Origin of the sequence: Streptomyces malaysiensis subsp. samsunensis (assembly GCF_024519315.1) — a bacterium.
Lineage (GTDB): Bacteria > Actinomycetota > Actinomycetes > Streptomycetales > Streptomycetaceae > Streptomyces > Streptomyces malaysiensis.
On sequence record NZ_JANIIC010000005.1, the window covers coordinates 187,906 to 210,341 of the forward strand.

Genomic DNA, 22,436 nt, shown 5'->3' on the forward strand with positions numbered 1-22,436 from the left:
CGACGCGGCCGGTCCTTCAGGGCCCCGCCGGCGCCCGGCGTCACACGCGCCGTGACACCCGCAGCTCCGTGAGATACCGCTTGGTGACCCGGCCTCCGTACCGCCCGTCGATCAGCCCGGCGATGCACCCCAGCAGGCCCTCCCTGGCTTCCGGGGGCAGCGCCCGGTGGCCGGAGTAGGTGCGCAGCACGTCCAGGTACTGCGCCGTGGTGTAGGTCAGATCCCATTCGTGGCGCCGGAGGACGACGGGCCCGAACCGGCCGTCGCGGGCGACCTCGTCGGTGTGATCCGAGGTGTCCACGTCCGCCGCGGCGGGAAGCCGCAGCCCCGCAGGGGTGGCCGGGTCGAAACGCTCGTAGCAGCCCTGGACCTCGGCGAAGAACTCCTCGGTGCCGCCCGCCACATGCTGGGTGGCGACGACGGCGAGGGCGCCGCCCGGCCGCAGCGCGTCCGCGGCCTTGACCATGCGCACCGCCGGGTCGATCCAGTGGAACGCCGTGGCCGCGACGACCGCGTCGAACGGCTCCTTGGGCAGCGGCCAGGTCTCGAAGTCCGCCGTCACGATCTCCACCGCGTCGAACCCGGCCAGGTTGCGCCGGGCGACGGCGGCCATGTCCGCGCCCAGTTCGACGGCGGTGATCCGGCAACCGCGCTCGGCCAGCGGCAGGGTCGCCTTGCCGGTGCCCGCGCCCACCTCGAGCACCCGGCAGCCGGGACCGGTACCGGCCACCTCGGCGAGGTCGTCGAACAGCTCCGGTGGATACCCGGGCCTGGCCCGGTCGTACAGCTCCGCGTCCTCGTCGAAGGTACGGCTCAGTTGGACACGGCGCCTCTCGTCAGGGGTGTCGTCGCGCATGGCAGCACATTAGGCCCGGCGCGGCAGGAGCGGAGCCGCGGCCGCGTCCACCGGCCGGAGCGTCCAACGGCCCCCGAGTCCGACCAGCCCATTCCGGCCCCCGGGAGCGCGAGTTCGCCCTTTGAAGGCACCTCATTCATTGGTGCGGACCTATTGACGAGACATGTTCAACTCCCGAAATATATGGGGCCGAGAGTCCGGCCGTGACCTTCCGGCCGGAACCGCATGTCGCGGGCCGCGGCGGCGCCTGTCCGCCGGACATGCCCACTGCCGGGGTCCGTCCGCGTGGCAGGAAGGTATCCCCCCACATGAACCACCGCGAAGATTTCTCCGTTCAGGACCGCGCACACCGCCGCCGTCGGCGGCGCATCGCGCCGGCCCTGGCCGTCGTGGCCGCGGCCGCGAGCACGACCGCGGCCGCCTGGGCCGACAACTCCGGACCATCGGGCCGGGACGGCGCCGAGGCGTCCGCCGCACCCGCCGCCGTGGCGCCGTACCTGTACAACGGGTGGGGCGATCCGCCGGACCCGGGCGAGGTCATGGACGCCACCGGCGTCAGCTGGTTCACCCTCGCCTTCGTCCTCGACGCGGGCGGCTGCGACCCGCAGTGGGACGGCGGGCGCCCGCTGACCGGCGGACAGGACGAGCAGACCGTGAAGGCCGTACGGGCCAAGGGCGGCGATGTCGTACCGTCCTTCGGCGGTGCCAGTGGCGCCAAGCTGGAGCAGTCGTGTGGCGACGCCAAGGCCCTCGCCGGTGCCTATCAGAAGGTCATCGACGCCTACGGTCTCAAGGCCATCGACATCGACATCGAGGGCGACGCCTACGACGACCCGGCCGTCCAGCAGAAGACGATCGACGCCCTGAAGCAGGTGAAGGGCGACAACCCGGGGCTGCTCACCTACGTCACCTTCCCCAGCGGTCAGAACGGCCCCGACGACGGCATGATCCGCCGGGCCGCCGAATCGGACTTCGAGGCCGACAGCTGGACCATCATGCCGTTCGACTTCGGCGGCGAGGGCCAGAACATGGGCGAGCTGACCAAGCAGGCCACCGACGGGCTGAAGGACGCCGTCAAGGGCGCCTACGGCTACAGCGACGAGGACGCCTACCGGCACAGCGGCCTGTCCTCGATGAACGGCATCACGGACGTCAAGGAGACCGTCTCCACCGACGACTTCGAGACGATCCTGGACTACGCCTCCCAGCACCACCTGTCGCGGCTCTCCTTCTGGTCCGTCAACCGCGACCGCCCCTGCCCGGGCGACTACCCGAACGACGACACCTGCTCCGGAGTCGCCCAGGAGCCCTGGCAGTTCACCGGAATATTCGCCCGGTACCAGGGCTGAGGGAGACACCACCATGAGCAACGACACCACCGAGCGCGGCCATCGGGGACGCCGCCGCGCCGCCCGCGCCGCCGCCGCGTTCGCCGTGCTGGCCGGTGCCGTCGCGGCGGCGCTGACCGTGCCGTCGGCACACGGCGCGGACGCGGAACCGGATCTGGGCCCCAATGTGCAGATCTTCGACCCGTCGATGTCCGCGCAGGAGATCCAGTCCAAGCTGGACTCGGTCTTCGGCAAGCAGGAGACCAACCAGTTCGGCCAGGACCGGCACGCCCTGCTGTTCAAGCCCGGCTCCTACGACGTCAGCGCCAACGTCGGCTTCTACACACAGGTGGCGGGCCTGGGCCTGTCGCCCGACGACACCACCATCAACGGCGCGGTGCACGCCGAGGCCGACTGGTTCGACGGCAACGCGACGCAGAACTTCTGGCGCGACGCGGAGAACCTCGCCGTCAACCCCGATGACGGCGCGGACCGCTGGGCCGTGTCGCAGGCCGCCCCGTACCGCCGGATGCATCTGAAGGGCGACCTCCAGCTGGACGACGGCGGCTGGTCCAGCGGCGGTCTGCTGGCCGACACCAAGGTCGACGGGCAGGTGCGGTCCGGATCGCAGCAGCAGTGGCTCTCCCGCAACACCGAATGGGGCAGCTGGACCGGCTCCAACTGGAACATGATGTTCGTGGGCGCGCAGAACCCCCCGGCGGGGGACTTCCCCAACCCGCCGTACACCCGGGTCGACAAGACACCCGTCTCCCGTGAGAAGCCGTTCCTGTACGTCGACGACGAGGGCGCCTACAAGGTGTTCGTGCCGGAGGTGCGCAAGGACTCCACGGGCACATCGTGGTCCTCCGGTACGCCGAAGGGCACCTCGATCCCGCTGGACGACTTCTTCATCGTCAAGCCGGGTGCCACCGCCGATGAGATGAACGCGGCGCTGGAGGCGGGCAAGCATCTGCTCGTCACCCCGGGCGTCCACCACCTCGACGCGCCGCTGAAGGTGACCAAGCCCGACACCGTCGTGCTGGGCCTGGGGCTGGCCACGCTGATTCCCGACAACGGGGTCACGGCGATGGACGTGGCCGACGTCGACGGCGTCAAGCTCGCGGGGCTGCTCATCGACGCGGGCACCGAGAACTCCAAGACGCTGATGGAGCTCGGCCCCGAGGACTCGTCCGCCAACCACAGCGACAACCCCACCTCGCTGCACGATGTGTTCTTCCGGGTCGGCGGCGCGGGTGTGGGCAAGGCGTCCACGAGCCTGGTGGTCAACAGCTCGGATGTGATCGGCGACCACACCTGGATCTGGCGCGCCGACCACGGTGACGGCGTCGGCTGGGACAGCAACACGGCCGACCAGGGGCTCGTCGTCAACGGCGACGACGTGACCATGTACGGCCTGTTCGTCGAGCACTACCAGAAGCACCAGACGACCTGGAACGGCGAGGGCGGCCGTACGTACTTCTACCAGAACGAGATGCCCTACGACCCGCCGGACCAGGACGCCTGGATGAACGGCTCCACCAAGGGATACGCCGCCTACAAGGTGGCCGACTCGGTCAAGAGCCATGAGGCGTGGGGCCTGGGCAGCTACTGCTTCTTCAACGCCGACAAGTCCGTGACCGCGGAGCACGCCTTCGAGGTTCCGCAGAGCCCGGATGTGAGGTTCCACGACCTGGTCACCGTCTCGCTCGGCGGCACCGGCACCATCAACCACGTCATCAATGACACGGGAGGCCCCTCGGATGCCAACAGCAACGTCGCGAACGTGACCGACTATCCCTGATCCTCCCGGCTGACCGGCCCGCTCCGGCAAACCGCCTGTGGGGCGCGAGCACCTCGCCCGCGCCCCACAGGCGGCTGATGTACCCGCACCGCATCTCGTTGTCGGATGCCCCACTCGCTCGCTCGTGCTTCGACCCGGCCTCGGGCGCGCCCCTCGGTCCGGCCACCGTGCAGGGCTACAGCCCCGCCTCCTGCTGGTCACGCGGCAGGCATGGGGGATCTACGGATTCACCACGACCTACCGCCGCACCGGCCACCGCGAATTCCTCACCACCGCCCGGAAACTCGCCGACTTCGCCCTGGGCGCGCTCACCCCGGACAACGTCCCGGTGTGGGACTACCTCGCCCCGCAGGCGCCCAACGACATCAAGGACGCCTCGGCGGGCGCGATCATGGCCTGTGGCCTGCTGGACCTGTCCGAGGCCACCGGCGAGCCCCGCTACCGCGAGGCGGCCCTGCGGCTGCTGAACGCGCTGTCCCAGACCTGCCTCACCACGAAGTCGACCCGCGCCGAAGCGGTCGTGGCCCGCTGCACCCGCAACCGCCCCAGCGGGGACGGCGTCGAGATCTCGCTCCCCTACGCCGACTACTACCTGCTCGAAGGCATCCTGCGGGTGCTGCGCCCCGACGACATCGACCGCGCCATCGACCTCTCCACGGTCTGACCCCGCGCCCTCGCCGCCCAGCCGCCGGTGTTCAGGTCAGCAGCAGTGACCTGGGCTGCGCGGACAGTGCCTGGTCGAGGACCAGGGACGCCGCCCCGACCGCGGCCACGTTCTCGCCGAGCGTGGTGGAGACGACCGCGGTCGGGTGGGTCGCCCTGACGAAGGGGGACCGGGCGACCATGGGCTCGATCGTGGTGAGGAGGCGGTCGGCGAGCAGCTGCCAGATGGGTCCGCCGAAGACCACGGTGTCGACGTCCAGGAGGGTGGCCGCGGCGCACACACCGCGGCCGATCCGCAGTGCCAGACGCTCGATGATGCCGTCCGCCTGCGCCTCTCCCCCGGCGGCGAGCTCCGCGAGGCGCTTCAGGCCGCGCTGGGCGTCGGCCGGGTCGAGGACGGTGTACTCGGCGCCGAGCACGCCCAGCGCGATGGCCTCGTCGACCAGGGTGCGGGTGGAGCACCCGGCGCCGAGCCCGCCGACCTCGCCCGCGTTCCCGGAGACGCCGCGCAGCACGGTGTCCTCCACGACCAGGCCCATCCCGGAACCGGTGCCGAGGTAGAAGAAGAGCAGGTTGCGGCTGTCGGTGGCGGCCCCGGCCCAGCGCTCGGCGACGACGGCCGCGGTGACGTCCTTGTCGAGCAGGGCCGGGAGTCCGGTGGCCTCGCTGAGCCGTTCGCGCAGCGGGTAGCGGCCCCAGCCGGGCAGCTCGGGCGGGTCCATGACCCAGCCGACGGACGCGTCGATGGGGCCGGGGGCGGCGATCCCCAGGCCCAGGACGCGGCCGCTGTCGATGCCCGCCTCCGCGATGAGCGCGCTCACCGAGGCCGCCATGTCCGCGGTGATCCCGTCCGTGTCCCCGCCGCTCGGGGTCCGCTGGCTGCGCTGGGCCACGACCGTGCCGAGCAGGTCCACCAGGACGCAGGTGATGACGGCCGGGTCGAGATGGACCCCGACCGCGTAACGCGACGTGGGAACGATCTCGAGCAGGGTCCGGGGCTTTCCGCTGCCCGTGTTGTGCTTGCCCGACTCCCGGGCCACTCCCCGGTCGAGCAGCCTGCGCGTGATGTTGGAGACGGTCTGCGCGGACAGGCCGGTGGCCTGCGCCAGCTCCACCCGGCTCAGCCCCGCGGGGTGCCGGCGGATGGCGTCGAGAACCACGGACTCGTTGAAGTCGCCCATCCGCGGCAGATTGGTGCCGCGCCGGATCGTGCGCTTCGCGGTCCGCACCGTGTCGGTCGTCAAACTGGCTCTCCCGCAATCGATGGGGCAGGGTACGCCGCCGGTCCGGCCCGGTGCCATGAGCACCCGGGCCGAACCGCGTCGCCTGCCTGCCCGCTCAGGCTACTTGGCACCGCTTCCGGCGGGACGAAGCCGCAGGGCCCGTGAAGTGTTGTCATGGGTGCGGCCCTTTCACCGGAGGCGGTCGTCGTCGGCCGTCCCGGGGTTGGGAAGGTGGTGGTCCGCCGTGCCTGCCGTGTCCCTCAGGCCAGGCGCGGCAGAACGTCTGGGGTGACCTCGCCCAGCAGCGGCTGTCCCGCCAGATAGCGGGCGACCTCGGCGGCGGCGTACTGGCCGAGCCGGCGGGTCTCGGTGCCCTGGGCACCGGCGATATGCGGGGTGACCAGCACATGGGGCAGAGAGCGCAGGGGGTGCCCGGACGGCAGGGGTTCGGGGTCGGTCACATCGAGGTACGCCTCCAGGCGGCCCTCGGCGCACTCCCGCGTCAGGGCCTCGGTGTCGACGACGGCCCCGCGCGCGGTGTTGATCAACGCTCCCCCGTCGGGGATGAGCGCCAGCATCCGGGCGTCGAGCAGGCCGGTCGTCTCCGACAGCAGCGGGGCGTGCACGCTGACCACCGCCGACCGGCGGCACAGCTCATCGAGTCCGACCCGTTCGGCGCCGAGGCGGCGGGCCTCCTCGTCCGTGACGTACGGATCGCTCACCAGCACCTGGAAGCCCGCGTCGGAGCGCACCAGCCGGTCGATCACCCGGCGGCCGATGCGCGAGGCGCCGACGATGCCGACCGTGAGGCCGTCGGCGCCGGTGCGGGTGGCCGAGTCCGGCCAGACCCCGGCGTCGTAGCGGGCCGCCATGGTGAGGGTGCGGCGGGCGGCGAGGGTGATCAGGGCGAGGGTGTAGGAGACCACGGGTCCCGCGTTGGCGTCGGCGGCCGAGGACACGACGATGCCGCGCTCCCACACCGCGTCGCTCACCAGGGACTTGACGGTTCCGGCGGCGTGCATCACGGCGCGCAGCCGGGGCGCGCGGGCCAGGACACCGGCGGTCAGCCGGGGGCAGCCCCAGCCGCTGATCAGGATCTCGGCGTCGGCGAGCGCGGCGAGCGGCTCCGGCCCCGTCGGATCGGGGAGGAACTCGACCACTTCGGAGAGGTGGGCGCGCAGATCGTGGGGCAGGACGAGCGGGGCGACGGCGGGGTCCATGACGCAGACCGCCCTGGGGCGTGCGGGATGTGCGGCTCGGGCTGTCATGCGAAAGCCTCTTTCGGTACGTGCGGATCGGCCCGTACGGGCACGGCGGCGCGGCCGTGCCCGTACGAGCCGGCGTCAGACGCGGGGCAGACGCAGGGTGACCATCTGGAACGGGCGCAGGGCGAGCACGAGACCGCCGTCGGCCCGCGCGGGCGGCTCGGCGTCGGTGTCCGGGCGCTCCAGCAGATCCGTGAGGACGGCTCGTGCCGTGTCGAAGCCGTCGGCGCGCAGCGTGGCGCGGGCCCGCCCGCCGTGTGCCTCGTAGACCCGTACGACCAGGTCGCCACCGCGGTCGTCGGCGAGCTTCACCGCGCTCACCACGACGGCGTCGTTGTCGACCGTCACCAGCGGGGCGACCTCGGCGGCGCCTCCGGTGACCCGGCGCTCGGGCAGATTGGCGCGGTGGCCCTCGCGGACCGCGTCGCCGACCGTGGCGCCCGGCACCAGCGCATGCCGGAACCGGTGCGTGCCCTGGTCGGTCTCCGGGTCGGGGTAGCGCGGGGCCCGCAGCAGGGACGCCCGTACGGTCGTCGTGGTGCCGCCGTCACCGCGCACCGTACGGGTCACATCGTGGCCGTACGTGGCGTCGTTGACCACGGCCGCACCCCAGCCGGGCTCGTCCACGTGGACGAAACGGTGGTTGCACGCCTCGAACTTGGCCCACTCCCAGCTCGTGTTCTGGTGGGTGGGCCGGTACACATGGCCGAACTGGGTCTCGGAGGCGTACCGGTCGGCCTTCACATCCAGCGGGAAGGCCAGCTTCAGGAACTTCTCCGTCTCATGCCAGTCCACCTCGGTGTCGATGTCGAGCCGCTTGGCGCTGATGGGCACCGACAGGAGCTGGACGACACGGGAGGCGCCGAAGACGCGCTCGACGCGCACCGCCCCGCCCGCCACGGACAGCCCGGCGACATCGGTGAGGTCACGTCCGGCATCGCGGTAGAAGGCGTCGACGTCCCACGCGTCCCACTGGTTGGGGAAGTCGGGGTGGAGCTGGAGCAGATTGGCCGCCTGCCCCGGTGCGATCGCCTCCCGGCCCGCGATCCGGTCGTAGGCGGAGACGACCAGGCCACGTCCGTCGATCTCGATCCGCAGCAGGCCGTTGTCCAGGACGTAGCCGCCGCCGTCGCGCGGGGTGGGCACGGCCTTGTCGCCCTGGCCGTCGAAGGGCGCGGCGCCACCGGCGGGCACACCGCCGCGGGCGTGCGGGGCCGGGTTGAACACCAGCTCCCGTGTGCCCTCCCCCGCCAGGGCGCGCTGCGCCCCGGTGATGATCGCCTCCAGTTCCTCGGCGAGCCGCGCATAGGTGGCGCGCGCCTCCCGGTGCACCCAGGCGATGGACGAACCGGGCAGGATGTCGTGGAACTGGTGCAGCAGCACCGTCTTCCAGATCCGGTCCAGCTCCTCGTACGGATAGCGGAAGCCGGTGCGCGCCGCGGCCGTGGCGGCCCACAGCTCGGCCTCGGTCAGCAGCGACTCGCCGCGCCGGTTGCCGCGCTTGGTCCGGGCCTGGCTGGTGAGGGTGGCGCGGTGCAGTTCGAGATAGAGCTCGCCGACCCACACGGGCGGGTCCGGGTACTCGGCTTCGGCCTTGGCGAAGAAGTCCGCCGGGGTCTCCCACTCGACGGTCGCGGCGCCCTCCAGATCACGCATCCGGGCCGCCTTGGCGACCATCTCGCGTGTGGTGCCACCACCGCCGTCGCCGTAGCCGGTGGGCGCCAGGGAGCGGGTGGCGACGCCCTTCTCCTTGAAGTTGCGTGCCGCGTGGGCGATCTGACGTGCCGTCATCTCGCAGTTGTACGAGTCGACGGGCGGGAAGTGTGTGAAGACACGGGTGCCGTCGATGCCCTCCCAGGAGAAGGTGTGGTGCGGAAAGTCATTGGTCCTGCTCCAGGAGATCTTCTGGGTGAGCAGCCTCCGCGACCCGGCGGCCCTGATGATCTGGGGCAGCCCGGCGGCGAAGCCGAAGGTGTCCGGGAGCCATGCCTCGTCGCTCTCGACGCCGAACTCCTCCAGGAAGAACCGCTTGCCGTGGACGAACTGGCGGGCCATCGCCTCGGAGCCGGGCATATTGGTGTCCGACTCCACCCACATGCCACCGGCCGGTACGAACCGCCCGTCGGCGACGGCCTTCTTGACCCGCGCGTACACCTCGGGCCGGTGCTCCTTGAGCCATGCGTACTGCTGGGCCTGCGACATGGCGAACACGAAGTCGGGCTCCTCGTCCAGGAGCGCGGTCATGTTCGACGCCGTACGGGCCACTTTGCGGACCGTCTCGCGCAGCGGCCACAGCCAGGCGGAGTCGATATGGGCGTGGCCTACGGCGCTGACGCGGTGGGCGGTGGCGGCGGCGGGCGTGGCGAGTACCCCGGCCAGTTCGCCGCGTGCGGCCCGTGCCGTGCCGTTCACGTCCTGGAGGTCGATGGCGTCGAGCGCCCGGCCGACCGCGCGCAGGATCTCCCAGCGGCGCGCCCCGTCGACGGGCAGTTCCGCCATCAGCTCGCCGAGGACCTCCAGGTCCATGACGAGGTTCCACACGGTCTCGTCGAAGACGGCGAGCCGCATCTCGCCGAGCACGTACTGCGGCGCGTCACCGGCCGTCGCCCTGTCCCCCATCGGCGTCGGCTGGAACGGCACACCGTCCGCTTCGAGGTCGGGGTTGGAAGCGGCCTCGATACGCCAGTGGACCCGCTCCCCGCCCGCCACCGGAGCGCCGACGCGCACATACGCGTTCCGCGGGTGGAGGCCCTTGACCGGGGTGCCGTCGGGCAGATGGACGAGCCCCTCGCACTGGAAGCCCGGAGTGCGCGGGGTGAAGCCGAGGTCGAGGACGGCCTCGACGGTGCGGCCCGCCCACTCGGCGGGAACGGTGCCGGTGACCTTGAACCAGCTCGTCCCCCACGGTGTGCCCCAGGGGGTGCCCGGGGCGATGGGGCGGGTGGGCGCCACGAGCCCCTCGGCCACCGGGACGGGTTCGCCGTCGGTGGACCAGATCTCCACGCTCAGGGGCGTGGTGGCGGGGTGGACGGCCGGGCGGACGCGTTCCCTCAGGACGCGTTCCAGGCGTGCCTCGACCAGTTTCCGGTCGTCGTGCATGAAGACGGTCTCCTGACGCAGTGGGGGCGGGCGCGGGTCGGCGGGTTTCCGGGCGGCGGGTTTCCGGTCGACGGGTTTCCGGTCAGCGGGCGGCGTCGGCCACCGGGGCGGGGCGCTCGCACGTACTGCCCACCGGAAGCGCGCGCTCCTGGGCCGCCGCCTCCATGAGGGTGAGCATGACGTCCAGGACGTGGGCGGCGAGTTCGGCCGACGCGCGGTGCGGGCGTCCGGCCGACAGGGCCCCGGACAGATCGGCGAGGCCGACACCGCGCCCGGCGTCCCGGAAGCCGGCGGACACGGGCAGGGTCTCCCAGCCGTCGCCGCGGTGGATCTCGACGGCCCCGTCGAAGCCGTTCGGGTCGGGCACGGACAGCGACGCGTCGGTGCCGTGCACCTCGATGCGCGGCAGCCGCGCGGCGCGGATGTCGAAGCTCATGACGAGGGTCGACAGGGCGCCGCCCGCGTGCTCCAGGACGCCGGTGACATGGGTGTCGATCTCGACCGGGAAGGTGTGCCCGGCGCGCGGGCCGCTGCCGATCGCGCGTTCCGTACGCGGCCGGGAGGAGGCGCCGGTCACCTTGACGACCGGGCCGAGCAGATGGACCAGGGCGGAGAGGTAGTAGGGGCCCATGTCGAGGAGGGGGCCGCCGCCCGGCCGGTAGTAGAACTCCGGGTCCGGATGCCACTTCTCGTGGCCCGCGGTCGTCATGAAGGCCGTGGCCGCGACCGGCCGGCCGATCAGGCCGTCGTCCACCGCCTTGCGCGCGGTCTGGGTGCCGGTGCCGAGGACGGTGTCGGGGGCGCAGCCGACCCGCAGTCCCGCCCCGCGCGCCGCCGCGAGCACGGCGTCGGCCTCCTCGCGGCCGGCCGCGAGGGGCTTCTCGCCGTACACATGCTTGCCCGCGCCCAGCGCCGCGAGGGCGACCTCCGCGTGGGCGACCGGGATCGTGAGGTTGAGGACGGCGTCCACATCGTCCCTGGCCACGAGCGCGGCCACGTCCGGCGCCACGGCCACCTCGTGCGCCACCTGCTCCGCGACCGATTCGGCCCGGCCCCGGTCGAGGTCGGTGACGGCGGTCAGCCGTACGGAGGTGAGGCGCTCCAGCGTCGAGAGGTAGGCGCCGCTGATCTTTCCCGCGCCCACCATGCCGATCTTCAGCGGCTCGCCCACAGCAGTCCCCTTTCGGTCAGCGTCCGGACCTGCGGCACATCGAAGTCGTCGGGCTTGTGCCCGATGGTCGAGACGAAGACCCGGCCCGCGCCCCAGGTCCTGGTCCACACGGCGGGCATCACCGCGGGCCGGTCGTGGAGTTCGCCGGGCGGGAAGGTGGTGGTGGCCAGGACCTCGTTCTGCGGGTCGGTGAGGACCCAGTACTGCTCGCTGTGCACGGCGAAGTCGTCAAGACCCGCGATGATCGGGTGGTCGGCGTGGCCGGGCGACAGATGGTAGGTGTGGTCGAGGAAGCCCGGCGGGTGCATGACGAACTTGCCGCCGGTCAGCAGGTGGTAGCCGTGGTCGTGGAAGCAGTCCACGATGCCGCCGTGCCAGCCCGCGAGGCCGGTGCCCGCACGCACGGCGGCCGCGAGGTTCGCGCTCTGCTCGCGGGTGATGGTCCCCATGGTCCAGCACTGCACGATCAGATCGGTGGCGGCCAGGCGCTCCGCGTCCTCGTACACGGCGAGGTCCTCGGAGGTCTCGACGGCGAAACCCCGCTCCTTGAGGAACGGGACGAACGAATCGGTGATCGTCACGGGCTGGTGCCCGTCCCAGCCGCCGCGGACGACGAGCGCCCGCCGGGTATCGGTGGTCAAGGTGATCGCACGCTCCCATCGGCGCCACGCGCGGGCGGCGCGCGCGGCGGGTCGGGGTCGGATGAGGTGGCCTCAAGGGGCCGGTGTCCAGCGGCAATTGCGGACGTCAGAAGCTCTGTCGTGCTGGATGCCCTGTGAAACTACGAACCGCCGCGACAGTTTGTCAATACGTTGGATGAAGTCCGGGCGAAGCCCGCCCGCGACGGGATTCCCGGACCGAGACACCGGCCCCCGGTCCCTCCACCCGGTGATGTGGAAGATGTCCGGCGAGTCGTTCCGCATCGCGACCTGCCCGGGGCGCAGGTTCTTGACCGTGTTGCCGCTGAACTCTCGTTCCACACCCACCGGCACCGGACCCACTCGTCCATCATCGCGGTGAGCGCGGTGGACGACACGCACAGGCGGAACGTCCGCGCCAGCGAACCCATGAACCGTCACGACGGTTTGTCAATACGTTGTATAAACTCCACGACAACTTCGCACGGCCCGGCAGGGCACGCCCGTACGCGCGGTGAAGGGCGTCCCTCCGGCGGCCGACGTCCGGGGCTACTGCTCCTCCCGCCTCATCCACTCGCTGCTGCCCAGCGGGTAGTCGTAGCCGGGGCGGCCGGCGTCGGCGCTGGTACGGAACGGGGTGCCGTTGTTGTCGATGCGCACGGTGCCGCGGCGGTCACCGCTGGACCAGTCCAGGGCGAGGTCCCAGCGGACGTCGTGCGCCTTGGTGTGCGCGGTGACGTAGAAGACCTCCGGGTCGGACTCGCTGACCTTGTACGGGAAGTCGCGCTGACCGTTCTTGACGGTGACGGTGGGGCTGCCGTTGTCGAGGTCGACGTCGAACGACTTGGTCTCGACGCCACCGCCGCAGCCGACGCCCATCGAGTAGTCGTTCCAGGCGACCGGGGCGCCCTTGGCGACGACGCGCAGGTGCAGCGCCTCCAGGACCACGGTGTCCTTCCCGGCGCCCTGCACGGTGAGGGCGACCCGCTGCTCCCCCGAGGAGACCGCGCCGTACGCGGCGGCCCAGCGGGGCGCGTCCTGCTCGGCGGCGGGCGGGCCGACCTGTTCGGGCTCGCTGTCGACGAGGAAGTGCTGGCTGCACGGGCTGTCGTAGACGTAGGGACGGGTGGCCACGTTGACCGGTACGCCGTCGGTGCGTTCGGCGGCGCCCCCGCCACCGCGGGCGGCGGACTCCGACTCGGGGGCGGAGGGCTTGCCGCTCTTCGCGTCCCGGGACGGGGAAGAGGAGGCCGACGTGGACGGCTGCTCGTGCTTCGCCCGGCCGGTGCTGGTGTCGGTGCCGGTGCCACTCGGCTCGGCGGTGGCCGGGTCGGCGGCCCCGGCGGCCTTCCGGCCACCGTCACCGCCCCCGGAGGACGGCAGATTCACCGCGAGCACCACGGCTCCGAGGACGGCCGCCGCCGCGGCGGAGGCGATGAGCGCGGTACGGCGCCGACCGGGCCGCACGGGAGCGGACGGGGCGGTGCCCCCACCGGCAACCGGCTCATCTCCCGGCTCCTCGGCCGGTGTGCCGCCCGGCGCGGCGGGGTGGGCGACGCCGCCCCCGCCGCCTGGCGCCGCTGCATCGGACGCCGCAGGAGCCCCCTCGGGCTCCCCGGCCCCGGCCCCGGCACCGCTCGCCACCCCTTCCGGCCCCGACCCCGGCCCCTTACGCCCCCGTGTCGCTTCCGCCAGAACCCACCGCCGGTGCAGCTCGACCAGTTGCTCGGGGGTCGCCCGGCACACCCGGGCGAGCCGCTCGACCGGCGCGTAGTCGGCCGGTATCGCGGTGCCGTTGCAGTAGCGGTGCAGCGTCGATGTGCTCATGTGCAGCCGCTTGGCGAGCGTCCCATAGCTCAGCCCCGAACGTTCCTTGATCCCCCGCAGCAGCTCCGCGAACGCCGCCACGTCCCCGGCGGCCCCCGTAGCCCCCGTCGCTCCCGTCGCCCCTGTCGTCCCTGACACCGTTCTTCACCTTCCCCTGTGGCCCGGAGCGTCCCATTCCAGCGTTCCAGACCACTTGTGTTTCCCCTGATCAACGCCCATTTCGGCGTTCCAGTGTCCCAACCTGCCCGGCATACGTGGCGGCTGGGACGGATCACTCCACAAGCTCCGGTCATCCAAACACCACACCCACCTCGGTACCGAAGGGGCTCACCCACATGTCCAGCGTCCGCACCTCCCGCACCCGCCTTCTGACCGCCGCCGCTGCCGCCGCGATCGCCGTTCTCTCCCTGACCGCGTGCGACGACGGAGAGGGCGTCCAGAGCGAGGGCTCATCGGCGGACGCCTCCTCCAGCGCGTCGTCCTCCGACTCCGCGTCGTCCGGCTCCGACTCGTCCTCCGACAAGGACGCGAATCCGGGCTCCTCCGGTTCGAAGCCGACCGCGGACGGTCCCGCGGCGAAGGACCCCGCGGGATCGGGGAACGGCAAGAACGGCTCCGACAACTCGGGCGACTCCGGCAAGAGTGGCGGCAAGAACGTCACCTGCCAGGGCTCCAACACCAAGATGGTCGCGGCTCCCCTGAACCGCCCCGTGAACCACATGCTGCTCACCGTCACCAACACCGGCAGCAAGACCTGTTACCTCTACGGCTACCCGGCCGTCCGCTTCGGCGAGGCCCAGTCGGTGCCGCCGGCCATCGAGGACTCGCATCCGCAGGCCGTCGTCACGCTACCCCCGGGCGAGTCCGGCTACGCCTCCGTGAACCTGTCGGCCGCCGACGGCAGCGGTGCCAACGGCAACACCGAGAAGTCCCTGACCGTCTACTACCAGGGCCGCAACGGCGAGAGCCTCTCCTCGGGCGCCAACCCGTCGCTGCCCGCCAAGGGTGTCTACGTGGACAGCTCCATCAAGGTCACGTACTGGCAGCAGTCGATGGACGACGCCATCAGCTGGTGACACCGCCGCCGCCCGGCGGTTCCCCACCCACCCACGCGGGCCGGCGCGTTCGCCGGCCCGCGTCGCGGTGAAAATCCCTTGCGCGGGCCATCGGCCGGAAGCCAGGGTCCGGCCCATGACAACGATCTCCGTGCGCCCCCTGGACACCGAGGACTGGGCCCTCTACCGCGCCGTTCGCCTGGCGGCCCTGGCGGACGCCCCCGAGGCATTCGGTTCCACACTCGGCCGTGAGCAGGCGTTCACGGCGGACATATGGCGGGGGCGGCTCACCAAGCGCAATCAGTTCGTGGCCGAGGACGCCGGGGAAGCATGCGGTCTGATCGGCATCGTCCCGGCCGAACCGGGCGTCGCCGAGCTCGTGTCCATGTGGGTCCACCCCGCCGCCAGAGGGCGCGGAGCCGGTGACCTCCTCGTGCGCGAAGCGCTGCGGTGGGCGAAGGACCAGCACCTTCCCGAGGTGCGCCTCTGGGTGGCCGACGGCAACGAATCCGCCGAGCGCCTCTACGCCCGCCACGGCTTCCAGCGGACGGGGCAGATCCAGCCCGTACGGGAAGGGGAGGACGAGCTGGAGTTCGCCATGGCCCGCTCGGAGCGGCCGCGCCCGATGCCACGCATCGCCTCGTCGTAGAGGCGGACAGGACGCGCAGGACACGGCCAGAAGGCTGCGGGCGAGTGCACGCCGCCGACCTCTTCCGCCTGATCTGACCTGGCCTTCCTCCCACACCCCCGCATCCGCGGATCCGCCCCGGCGCGACCGTTGACGAGCTGTGGCATACTGATGGTGCGGACCTGGCCTGCGTACGCGGGATCCCCGGGTCTAGCTTCCTCAAGACCCGGCCGATGTGCCGGGTCTTTGTGTTGTCAGGACCGGGGTGTTGTCAGGGCCAGGGTGTCGTCAAGACCGGGGTGTTGCTCAGATCAGGGCGTTGCTCAGATCCGGCGGGGTGGGGCGGCGTCCGGGAGCTGCCGGCTCCACCAGTCCCACATGTAGTCCTTGCCCGGGTGGCGCTGGACCACCTGGTAGGCGGTGTAGGCGAGCAGGTCGGCGGCCTGGACGGGCTGGCTGGTACGGGAGTCGATGAACCAGGGGTCCTCGACTATGTTCCTGGCGGCCAGCCGCAGCTTGCGGTGCTCGCGCTGGTACGAGCGATCCGTTCCGGTGCCGTCCATGACGATGATGCCGTGGTCGCCGTCCGCGCCGAGCCGGGAGTCGATATCGGCCAGCAGCGCCGCGTACACCGCGGTGCGCTCGTCGTAGTAGGCGCGGCCCTTCTTCGTGGTGTTGCGCCAGACGGCTCCGGCCCGGGTACCGGGCATGGCCGAAATCTGTGCTGGCACCCGCGCAATGTACCCGTCGGCACCACGTGGTCCCGCACCGCCGGTCCACGGCCGACCCACCGGCACACCCGCTCCCGGAAGCGGTCCGGCACCGGGGCGGCGGGCCCCTACCCCAGCGCCATCAGGGAAGTTCGCGTCTCCTGGGCCAGCTTCTCCATGGCGTACCGAAATGTGTCACGGCTCATTTCGGTACGCCACTCGCGCAGAAACGCGGCCACCTCGTCCGGATGAACCTCACCGGTGACCTTGAGTAGCCAGCCGCACCCCTTCCGCACATACACATCCTCGTCGTGCATCAGCCGGGTGCAGTTGTCGAAGACGTGGGGCAGCGGCAGTTCGAACACCGACCGCCCCACCTTGCGGCGAACGAACTTCACGACGGACACATTCGCGGCGCGCCTCGCCCAAGGGGACGGGGACTCGACCCAGTGCCGCGTCCGCGGGATGAGATCGAGGTGTCCGCGGAAGAACGGGTACAGCAACTTCAGGCACAGGTCATCACATTGCGCCCAGTTCGACACATACGATCCGAGCCAGTGCTCACAGCGGTCGAGAAACTCGCCGTCCAGCCCGACCCTCGCGACCTTGTGCAGCAGCGCGAATCCCAGCAGGACCTCTTCATGGTGGGAGGCGCGCGAGAGCACCTCTTCCGCCAGGGCCAGCCGCGCCGCCGCCGGAATGTCCCGCCTCGTACGGAAGTAGTCGTTCGCGATGCCCACGACGGAGGCGTTGCTCACCCCGAGTGCGCGAATCCCCTGCGGGAAGTACCGCTGCGTTTTGGCCGCGAAGTCCGCGTCGGATTTCGCCGCGAGGGACCCCATAAGTCCGTCGGCGACCGCACTCATGTCCACTGCGCTGATGCAAGTGTGATGGAGTTCGGCTTGTTCCTCCATGATCCCGCGCCAGACGGCCTGACGCCGCAGTTCCGGAAGGCAATCCCGTGATCACCACCATCGCCCTGCTCAAGGCCCGCGACGGGCTCAGCCGGGATGAGTTCATCGACTACTACGAGCACCACCACGTCCCCCTCATCCTCAGCCTCGCGCCGCCACCCGACTACTATGCCCGCAACTACCTGCCGGAGACCGGCCAACGCGGCTTCCCCGCGGACTTCGATGTGATGACACATATGAAGTTCGCCGACGAATCCACCCGCCGTGCCTGGCTCGGCCTGGTGCTCGCCGAGGACTCCGGGGTCGCCGAGGACGAGGCGCGTTTCCTCGACCGCTCCCGCACCCGGTCATGGACCGTCGAAGAGCACATCAGCACGGCCCCGGGCCACGACTCGCCCCGCTGAAGGGCGCTGAAGGGCGAGAGGCCCGGCCAGACGACCGGTCGGTGACCTCCGGACGCCATCGAGACCGAGGAGACGGGCGTGGGCTTCCCCCCGCCCCGGCGTCAGTCGACGAGGTCCAGCGCCGCGGCGACGATGCTGTCGGTGTCGATGCCGTGATAGCGGTAGACGTCCTCGATCGAACCGGACTGGCCGAACCGTGTCACCCCGAGGGTGGTGACGGGCGTGTTCCGGATCGTGCTCAGGAAGGCCAGCGTATGCGGATGCCCGTCCAGGACGGTGACCAGCGGGGTGGCCCGGTCGAGGGGGAAGACCTGGTCGAGGATCCAGGCCGGGTCGTCCGACAGGCCGCGGCGGGCCTGGAGGGCGCGGAAGAGCAGGTCCGGGCTGGTCACACACACGACATCGGCGTCGTGGCCGAGGGCGGCGAGCCGGTCGGCGGCGGCCAGGGCCTCCGGGACCAGGGCGCCCATCGCGGCGAGTGTCACCACCGGCTTCTCGTGCCGGCGCAACCGGTAGGCCCCGGCGGTCACCTGCCGGCGGCGGCGTTCGCGCGCGGCCGGGTCGTCGGGCACGGCGGCCGCGGACTGGTCGACGGGCCGGGTGGACAGCCGCAGATAGGCCGAACTCCCGTCCGGGCGGCCGAGGTTGCCGAGCGCGGCGAGCAGGCACCACTCGGTGTCGATCGCGAACGCGGGCTCATAGGTGACGCAGCCGGGCTGCTCGATGCCCAGCGAGGGGGTGGTGATCGACTGGTGGGCGCCGCCCTCCGGGGCGAGGGTGACACCGGACGGCGTGCCGACCAGGATCGACTGGCCTCCCGCGTAGATGCCGAACGACCAGGGCTCCAGGGCCCGGTTGACGAAGGGGTCGTAGACGACACCGATCGGCAGCAGCGGCTGGCCCCACCGACTCCAGGTGGCGCCCAGCTCGCCGAGCAGCCCGACCAGATTGGTCTCCGCGATGCCCAGCTCCACATGCTGACCCGTGGGCCGCTCCCGCCAGTGCAGGATCGTCTCGGCGTCATCGGCGAACCAGTTGAGGCGCTCGGTCGGCGACCACACACCGACCTTGTTGAGCCAGCCCCCGAGGTTGGTGGTGGAGCTGACGTCCGGGCTGACGGTGACGATCCGGCTCGCCGCCTCCGGCGCCCGCCGCATGAGATCCAGCAGGACCCGTCCCAGGGCCTGCTGGGTGTTGCCGGTGCCGGCCGGTGCCGATCGCCCGAGGTCGGCGGGGACCGCGGGGGGCCGCTGGGCCACGTGCCCGGGGCGGCGCAGCCGGCCTGCGGCCGCCGCGCACAGGGCCGCCTCCCGCGACCCGTCGGGGAAGACCGCCCACGGGCGGTCGAGGTCCGTTCCCAGACGGTCGGCCAGTGTCCTCATCTGGTCGGCGGTCAGCAGTGAGGAGTGGTTCTGCGGATGGCCCTCCGTGGGCAGCCCGTGGCCCTTGATCGTGTACGCGAAGATGACGGTCGGGCGGGTGTCGTCCACGCCGTCGAACGCGTCCATCAGCGCGCCGATGTCATGGCCGCCCAGGTTGCGCAGCGCCGCCAGCAGCGCGGCATCGTCCAGGGAGGCGATGAGGTCGGCGATCGGCCCGGCCGTGGAGCCGGTGCCGGGAAGGCGCAGCCGCAGCTCCTCGGCGGAGCAGCGCAGCAGGCGCTGGTATTCGGGGTTGTCCATGGCGTCGATACGGGCGTGCAGTGCCTCGCCGCCCGGCCGCTCGAACAACTCCTGGAGCTGGTGCCCGTACTTCAGGGTGATGACCTGCCAGCCGGCCGCGGCGAACATGCCGTGCAGCCTGTCCGCGGCGATACCGGGCACGACCCGGTCCAGGGACTGCCGGTTGAGGTCGACCACCCACACCACCTCGCCCAGGCCCGGCACCATCGGGTCCTGGATGGCTTCCCAGATGGCGCCCTCGTCCAGCTCCGCGTCGCCCAGCAGGGAGTACTGCCGCCCTGTACCCGCCCCGCCGAGGTGGCCCTCCACATAGCGCCGTGCGAGGGCGCCCCACAGGGGGGCGGTGGCGCCTATGCCGACCGAACCGGTGGAGTAGTCGACCGGATCGGGGTCCTTGGACCGGCTGGGGTAGCTCTGAAGCCCCCCGAAGGCGCGCAGGGTCGTCAGACGGGACTCGTCCAGCTCGCCCAGGAGGTAGTTGATCGCATGCAGTACGGGTGAGGCATGGGGCTTGACCGACACCCGGTCATCCGCGGTCAGCGCGTGGAACCACAGCGCCGTCATGATCGAGCTCATCGACGCGCTGGACGCCTGGTGACCGCCCACCTTCAGCCCCGAGGGGTTCGGCCGCACCCGGTTGGCGTGGTCGATGATCGCGGTGGACAGCCACAGCACCCGCTGCCCGACCGCCTTCAGCACGGCGAGCTCATCCTGCCGGGCAAGGCCCGAGCCGTTGCCGCCGGCCGCTCTCAGCTCCGGGTCCAGGACCATCACAGACCGCCTCCGCTATCGGCACCATGCCGTGGAAAATTGTCGTTGTGCGCCGCCAGTAGACAGGTGACTCTTCAACTGCACAAGATGCTCCTCTGCCATTGAGCATTCTGCTTATGCTCTGAGCCGGATGAGGGATATCGATTGAGCACTATGAACAGTGAGCGAGACCTGGACGCCACCGACGCGCGGATCCTGCTCGCCCTCGCCGCCAACCCTCGGGCCACCGTCGTCGCCCTGGCCGAGCGGCTGGGACTGTCCCGCAACACGGTCCAGGCCCGGGTGGCCAGAATGGAGCAGAGCGGCGCGCTGGGCTCCTTCGAACGCCGGATCACCCCGAACGCGCTGGGCCATCCGCTCACCGCGTTCGTCACCGCGCGGGTCGATCAGCGCCGGCTGGCCGAGGTGTCCGAGGCACTCGCGGACATCGCCGAAGTCGTGGAGGTCTTCGGCCTCAGCGGCGAGACCGATCTGCTCGTACGGGTGGTCGCCGCGGACGCGGAGGACCTGTACCGGATCGCGGGCCAGATCCTCGCCGTTCCCGGTATCGAGCGCACAACGACGGCCCTGGCCATGCGCGAACTGGTGCCGCACCGCCTCACCCCGCTGCTGCGCCGTGCCTCAGGCGACGAGTGAGTCGAAAACCTCGAAGAAGCCGTCCAACGGGGCCCGAGTGCCGACCACCTTCGCCCGCAGCACCGCGCCCCCCACGCGTTCACCAGGAACCGCCCCAGCTGGTCGGGGGTGAGCGCGGTCGCGAGCGCCCCCGCCGCGCGCGCCTCTTCGAGGACTTCGGTGACGGCCGAGGTCCACAGACGCAGACCGGTGTCGACCTTGCCGCGCAGCATCGCGCTCTGATTCGAGAGCTCCGTCCCGAAGTTCCCGAACAGGCAGCCGCGTTCGAAGGAGAACCGCTCCAGGTCCGCGGCGAGATACTCGAAATGGGCCCGGATGCGCGGCACGGGGGCGAGGGTCTCGTCGCGCAGCATCTCCATCTTGCAGGATACCGCGTACCGGTCCATGACCTCGGCGGCGAGCGCTTCCTTGCTGTCGAAGTGGTTGTACACCGACCCCTTGGGGACGCCGGCCGTACGGGCGATGTCCTGGATCCCCGTGCCATTGAAGCCGCGCTCGTGGAAGCACTCCATCGCGGCCTCGACCAACTGCTCACGAACGCTCGGCCTGGGCATACGGACTCCTCGCATCTCTTCCCCGCAAAGAATATGAACGGTCGTCTTGTTGACCGTCAAGTCCGCCCGTCCGGCCCGCCCCGGGCCCGATGACGGTCGCCGGATCAGCCCGCGAGAGGGCGGGTTGCGGAAATCTAAGATGGTCGGTCATATTGAATGCCATCCATGCAATCGACCACAAGGAGCAGCGCATGGCTACCTACCGTGCATTCGAAGTGACCGGCACCCGCCACTTCCGTCTCGTCGACCGGGAGCTGGTCGACCCCGCCCCGAATCAGGTCAGGGTGCGGGTCGAGTACTGCGGCATCTGCCACACCGACGTCCTCGCCGCCGAGGGGCTGCGGGTGGACCCCGAGCGGCCCATCGTGCCCGGGCACGAGATCGTCGGCGTGATCGACGCGGTGGGTCCGGGCGTCGGCGCCTGGCGGATCGGTGAGCGCGTCGGCGTCGGCTTCCTGGCCGGGCACTGCTGGGAGTGCGAACCGTGCCGACGCGGTGACTTCGTCAACTGCCGCGACCAGGCGCAGACCGGGACCACGACCGACGGCGGCTACGCCGAGGTCGTCTACGCGCGGACCAGTGGACTCGCGCGCATCCCCGACGATGTGCCGGCCGCCGAGGCGGCCCCGCTGCTGTGCGCCGGACTGACCACGTTCTCGGGACTCCAGCAGATCGACTCCCGTCCCGGCGCACTGGTCGCGGTGCAGGGCATCGGCGGACTGGGACACCTCGCCCTTCAGTACGCGCGCAGCCTCGGGTACCAGGTCGTGGCGATCGCCCGGGGCCGGGAGAAGGAGCCGCTGGCCCGTCAGCTCGGGGCGCATCACTACATCGACAGCACCGAACAGAACGTCGCCGAGGCCCTTCAGGACCTCGGTGGCGCGTCCGCCGTCATCGCGACCGCCGCCAGCGGAGCCTCCATGAGCCCCCTGGTGGCGGGGCTCGCCCCGCGCGGCAGGCTCATCGTCCTCGGTGCCGCGGCCGACCCCATCCAGGTGGACACCGGCGAGCTGCTCTTCGGCACGCGTACGATCCAGGGCCACCTCACCGGCACCCCGATCGACAACGAGGACAACCTGTCCTTCAGCGCCGCCCATGGGATCAGGCCCCGTATCGAGGTGTTCCCGCTGTCCGAGGCCCCGAAGGCGTATGAGCACATGCTCTCCGGCGGGGCGCGCTTCCGCGCGGTCCTGGAGGCCGGGGTCTGAGGG

Annotated in this window: 18 protein-coding genes and 1 pseudogene; 8 read left to right on the plus strand and 11 right to left on the minus strand. The window is 71.3% G+C overall.

The genetic code is table 11. The annotated features are described in order from the left end of the window. Positions 1–40 precede the first annotated feature (40 nt). Positions 41–856 carry a class I SAM-dependent methyltransferase gene (locus NQU54_RS06685; RefSeq protein ID WP_257630238.1) on the minus strand — a complete coding sequence of 272 codons (816 nt, stop codon included), beginning with the start codon at positions 854–856 and terminating at the stop codon, positions 41–43. Between the two features lie 308 nt (positions 857–1,164). Between NQU54_RS06685 and NQU54_RS06690 the strand changes: the two genes are divergently transcribed. From NQU54_RS06690 to NQU54_RS06700, 3 genes are all read left to right on the plus strand, one after another. After that, positions 1,165–2,205: a chitinase gene (locus NQU54_RS06690; RefSeq protein ID WP_372505808.1), complete on the plus strand. Its 1,041-nt coding sequence runs from the start codon at positions 1,165–1,167 to the stop codon at positions 2,203–2,205. A gap of 13 nt (positions 2,206–2,218) precedes the next feature. After that, entirely contained in the window at positions 2,219–3,985 is a 1,767-nt protein-coding gene (locus NQU54_RS06695; protein WP_257630239.1) for a pectate lyase-like domain-containing protein, read from the plus strand. A gap of 124 nt (positions 3,986–4,109) precedes the next feature. Beyond that, entirely contained in the window at positions 4,110–4,649 is a 540-nt protein-coding gene (locus NQU54_RS06700) for a hypothetical protein (RefSeq protein WP_306278422.1), read from the plus strand. A 31-nt stretch (positions 4,650–4,680) separates the two neighbouring features. Here the strand turns inward: NQU54_RS06700 and NQU54_RS06705 are convergent, their stop codons facing one another. The 6 genes from NQU54_RS06705 to NQU54_RS06730 all read right to left on the minus strand — a co-directional run bounded on the left by NQU54_RS06705 (position 4,681) and on the right by NQU54_RS06730 (position 14,009). After that, the gene (locus tag NQU54_RS06705) at positions 4,681–5,829 is read right to left on the minus strand and encodes an ROK family transcriptional regulator (protein ID WP_167504167.1); all 1,149 of its coding nucleotides are present in this window, start codon (positions 5,827–5,829) and stop codon (positions 4,681–4,683) included. Positions 5,830–6,131: 302 nt separating this feature from the next. Continuing rightward, on the minus strand, positions 6,132–7,139 hold the full coding sequence (locus NQU54_RS06710; protein WP_257630240.1) for a hydroxyacid dehydrogenase: 1,008 nt from the start codon (positions 7,137–7,139) through the stop codon (positions 6,132–6,134). Between the two features lie 75 nt (positions 7,140–7,214). Beyond that, complete coding sequence (locus tag NQU54_RS06715) at positions 7,215–10,235, minus strand: alpha-mannosidase (protein WP_257630241.1); 3,021 nt, start codon at positions 10,233–10,235, stop codon at positions 7,215–7,217. Between the two features lie 82 nt (positions 10,236–10,317). Continuing rightward, on the minus strand, positions 10,318–11,406 hold the full coding sequence (locus tag NQU54_RS06720; protein WP_257630242.1) for a Gfo/Idh/MocA family protein: 1,089 nt from the start codon (positions 11,404–11,406) through the stop codon (positions 10,318–10,320). Beyond that, positions 11,391–12,047, minus strand: coding sequence for a ThuA domain-containing protein (locus NQU54_RS06725; RefSeq protein WP_257630243.1), 657 nt, complete (start codon positions 12,045–12,047; stop codon positions 11,391–11,393). The genes NQU54_RS06720 and NQU54_RS06725 overlap by 16 nt, the downstream gene beginning before the upstream one ends. Positions 12,048–12,593: 546 nt before the next feature. Next, positions 12,594–14,009, minus strand: coding sequence for a helix-turn-helix domain-containing protein (locus NQU54_RS06730; RefSeq protein ID WP_257630244.1), 1,416 nt, complete (start codon positions 14,007–14,009; stop codon positions 12,594–12,596). A gap of 197 nt (positions 14,010–14,206) precedes the next feature. On the opposite strand from NQU54_RS06730, the gene NQU54_RS06735 reads away from it, so the two are divergent. Both NQU54_RS06735 and NQU54_RS06740 read left to right on the plus strand, forming a co-directional pair. Next, the gene (locus tag NQU54_RS06735) at positions 14,207–14,947 is read left to right on the plus strand and encodes a DUF4232 domain-containing protein (RefSeq protein WP_257630245.1); all 741 of its coding nucleotides are present in this window, start codon (positions 14,207–14,209) and stop codon (positions 14,945–14,947) included. Between the two features lie 115 nt (positions 14,948–15,062). Then, positions 15,063–15,575, plus strand: a complete 513-nt coding sequence (locus tag NQU54_RS06740) for a GNAT family N-acetyltransferase (protein ID WP_257630246.1) — start codon at positions 15,063–15,065, stop codon at positions 15,573–15,575. A gap of 302 nt (positions 15,576–15,877) precedes the next feature. Here NQU54_RS06740 and NQU54_RS06745 read toward each other — a convergent pair whose 3' ends face one another. After that, complete coding sequence (locus NQU54_RS06745; protein WP_257630247.1) at positions 15,878–16,285, minus strand: DUF3800 domain-containing protein; 408 nt, start codon at positions 16,283–16,285, stop codon at positions 15,878–15,880. A 107-nt stretch (positions 16,286–16,392) separates the two neighbouring features. Continuing rightward, positions 16,393–17,130: a DNA alkylation repair protein gene (locus NQU54_RS06750; RefSeq protein WP_257630248.1), complete on the minus strand. Its 738-nt coding sequence runs from the start codon at positions 17,128–17,130 to the stop codon at positions 16,393–16,395. 95 nt (positions 17,131–17,225) lie between these two features. On the opposite strand from NQU54_RS06750, the gene NQU54_RS06755 reads away from it, so the two are divergent. Beyond that, a complete protein-coding gene (locus NQU54_RS06755) occupies positions 17,226–17,582 on the plus strand; it encodes an EthD domain-containing protein (RefSeq protein WP_079256764.1) in 357 nt (118 codons plus the stop codon). Positions 17,583–17,683: 101 nt separating this feature from the next. On the opposite strand, the gene NQU54_RS06760 is transcribed toward NQU54_RS06755, so the two are convergent. Continuing rightward, complete coding sequence (locus NQU54_RS06760) at positions 17,684–20,035, minus strand: thiamine pyrophosphate-binding protein (protein WP_257630249.1); 2,352 nt, start codon at positions 20,033–20,035, stop codon at positions 17,684–17,686. A 153-nt stretch (positions 20,036–20,188) separates the two neighbouring features. Here NQU54_RS06760 and NQU54_RS06765 point away from each other — a divergent pair, with 153 nt between their 5' ends. Continuing rightward, positions 20,189–20,671, plus strand: a complete 483-nt coding sequence (locus NQU54_RS06765) for an Lrp/AsnC family transcriptional regulator (protein WP_257630250.1) — start codon at positions 20,189–20,191, stop codon at positions 20,669–20,671. A gap of 83 nt (positions 20,672–20,754) precedes the next feature. On the opposite strand, the pseudogene NQU54_RS50000 reads toward NQU54_RS06765, so the two are convergent. After that, positions 20,755–21,240: pseudogene (locus NQU54_RS50000) on the minus strand (TetR/AcrR family transcriptional regulator); the annotation flags it as partial. Positions 21,241–21,416: 176 nt separating this feature from the next. Here NQU54_RS50000 and NQU54_RS06770 point away from each other — a divergent pair. Continuing rightward, positions 21,417–22,433, plus strand: coding sequence for an alcohol dehydrogenase (locus tag NQU54_RS06770; RefSeq protein WP_257630251.1), 1,017 nt, complete (start codon positions 21,417–21,419; stop codon positions 22,431–22,433). The last annotated feature ends 3 nt before the right edge of the window (positions 22,434–22,436 follow it).